This is a genomic window from Bradyrhizobium sp. (assembly GCF_049586575.1).
Taxonomy (GTDB): Bacteria; Pseudomonadota; Alphaproteobacteria; order Rhizobiales; family Xanthobacteraceae; genus Bradyrhizobium.
In genome coordinates, this window is the sequence record NZ_JBAVCF010000078.1 from 1 (window position 1) to 2,215 (window position 2,215).

The 2,215-nt window shown below is 62.4% G+C and carries 2 protein-coding genes; both read left to right on the forward strand.

The window, feature by feature from the left end; genetic code table 11:
* The first annotated feature begins 31 nt into the window (after positions 1-31).
* Positions 32-1,078 (forward strand): phosphogluconate dehydrogenase (NAD(+)-dependent, decarboxylating), encoded by a 1,047-nt coding sequence (gene gnd, locus WB528_RS02440; RefSeq protein WP_423886836.1) that lies wholly within the window; start codon positions 32-34, stop codon positions 1,076-1,078.
* A gap of 4 nt (positions 1,079-1,082) precedes the next feature.
* The coding region (zwf, locus tag WB528_RS02445; protein WP_423886837.1) for a glucose-6-phosphate dehydrogenase at positions 1,083-2,215 on the forward strand (1,133 nt) is incomplete at its 3' end.

Genomic DNA, 2,215 nt, shown 5'->3' on the forward strand with positions numbered 1-2,215 from the left:
ATTAGCGCCTTGTCATAAGGAGTAACGCAAAATGCAGATCGGCATCATTGGATTAGGCCGTATGGGCGGCAACATCTGTCGCCGCCTGATGAAGGCGGGGCACCATTGTGTGGTGTTCGACACCAACACCAAGCCGCGCGAAGCGCTGGCGAGGGAGGGCGCCACAGACGCCGGATCGCTCGCCGAGATGATGAAGACGCTCGGAGACAAGCCGCGCGCCATCTGGGTTATGCTGCCCGCCGGCGAGATTACCGAAAAGACGGTCGAACATCTCGGCGGCCTGTTGGAGCCGGACGACATCATCATCGATGGCGGTAATTCCTTTTACAAGGACGACATCCGCCGCGCCAAGAAACTGGCCGAGAGGCGCATTCGCTACGTCGATTGCGGCACGTCCGGCGGCGTCTGGGGCATCGAGCGCGGCTACTGCCTGATGATCGGCGGCCCGAAGGAAGCTGTGGATCATCTCGACCCAATCTTCGCGGCGCTCGCCCCCGGTCTGGGCGACATTCCGCGCACGCCCGGCCGCGAGAAGGCCGCATCCCGCGCCGAGCGCGGCTACATTCACGCCGGGCCATCCGGCACCGGGCATTTCGTCAAGATGGTGCATAACGGCATCGAATACGGATTGATGCAGGCCTACGCGGAAGGCTTCGACATCCTGCGCAACAAGGATTCAAACGATCTGCCGGAGGACGAGCGCTTCGTTCTGAACATGCCGGATATCGCGGAGGTCTGGCGGCGAGGCAGTGTCATCTCATCGTGGCTGCTGGATCTCGGCGCTGCCGCGTTGGTGAAGGATCCGCAGTTGAATAAGTTCTCGGGCTACGTCCAGGATTCCGGCGAGGGTCGTTGGACCGTCGAGGCCGCGATCGAGGAGGCGGTCCCGGCGGACGTGCTGTCCACCGCCCTTTACGCCCGATTCCGCTCGCGGCAGGAGCACAACTTCGGAGAGAAGATGCTCTCGGCGATGCGTTTCGGCTTCGGCGGCCACATCGAGGGTAACGAGTCCAGCGATCCGGAACCGAAGCCGAAAGAACCGCAGGGTCATCCGGCGGCACAGAACGCCGCGGAGTAGCACCGTGCCGGACAATCAGCCGATCGGGACATCTCCGAGCGCGCAGGCAGTGGCGTCGCCGCCGCGGCGACAGGTCGCTCCGGCCGATCCCTGCGCCATGGTGGTCTTCGGTGCCGGTGGCGACATGGCCAAGCGCCTGCTGATACCGGCTCTCTACAATCTCTCGCGTACCAAGGTTCTGCCGGAGAAATTTGCGCTGATCGGCGTGGACCTGGCCGAGGGTACGGCAGAGAGCTGGCGCGACCATCTTTACGACATGCTGAAAACCTTCGTCGGGAATGCCACCGCGGAGTTCGACATCGATCGAATCGATGAGGCGGCGTGGAAGCGGCTTGCGGAGAAAATGTCATACGTCCAGGGCGATCTTACCAAGCCCGAGCTGTACGAGAAGATTCGTGGAGCGTTGGGTGACGCAGAAAAGACCCATGGAACACAGGGCAATGTCATCTTCTACCTCGCAGTCGCCGACCGGTTCTTTGGGACCGCGGTCGAGCAACTCGGCAAGGCGAAGCTCACCGATCGAGGCGAGGACAAGAACGGGAAGCCCCAGTTCTGGCGCCGCGTCGTGATCGAGAAGCCGTTCGGCCACAGTTTGGACTCGGCGCGCCAACTGAACGCCCGCATCCTGCGCACGCTGCGCGAGGACCAGATCTTTCGGATCGATCATTTTCTGGGAAAGAACACGGTCCAAAGCATCATGGCGTTCCGTTTCGCCAACGGACTGTTCGAGCCGATCTGGAATCGCGATCGGATCGATCACGTGCAAATTACCGTGGCGGAGACGGTGGGAGTGGAGGAGCGCGGCAAGTTCTACGAGCAAACCGGTGCGCTCCGCGACATGGTGCCTAACCACGTGTTCACGCTTCTCTCGATGGTGGCCATGGAGCCGCCCACGGGCTTCGACGCCGCTTCGATCCGCACCAAGAAGGCCGAAGTGTTCGCAGCGATGCCGGCCGTCAAGCCGGCACGAGCGGTGCGAGGCCAGTATGGAGCCGGCACGGTCCTGGGCAAACCGGTGAAGGCCTACCGGAACGAGCCGAACGTCGCTGCGGATTCGAACATTGAGACCTACGTCGCCATGCAGCTCGAAATCGATAACTGGCGCTGGGCCGGCGTGCCCTTCTACTTCCGTACCGG

What these genes read in the sequence shown, in the direction of transcription:
- gnd (WP_423886836.1), top strand. Translation starts at nt 32, where the DNA reads ATGCAGATCGGCATCATTGGATTAGGCCGTATGGGCGGCAACATCTGT.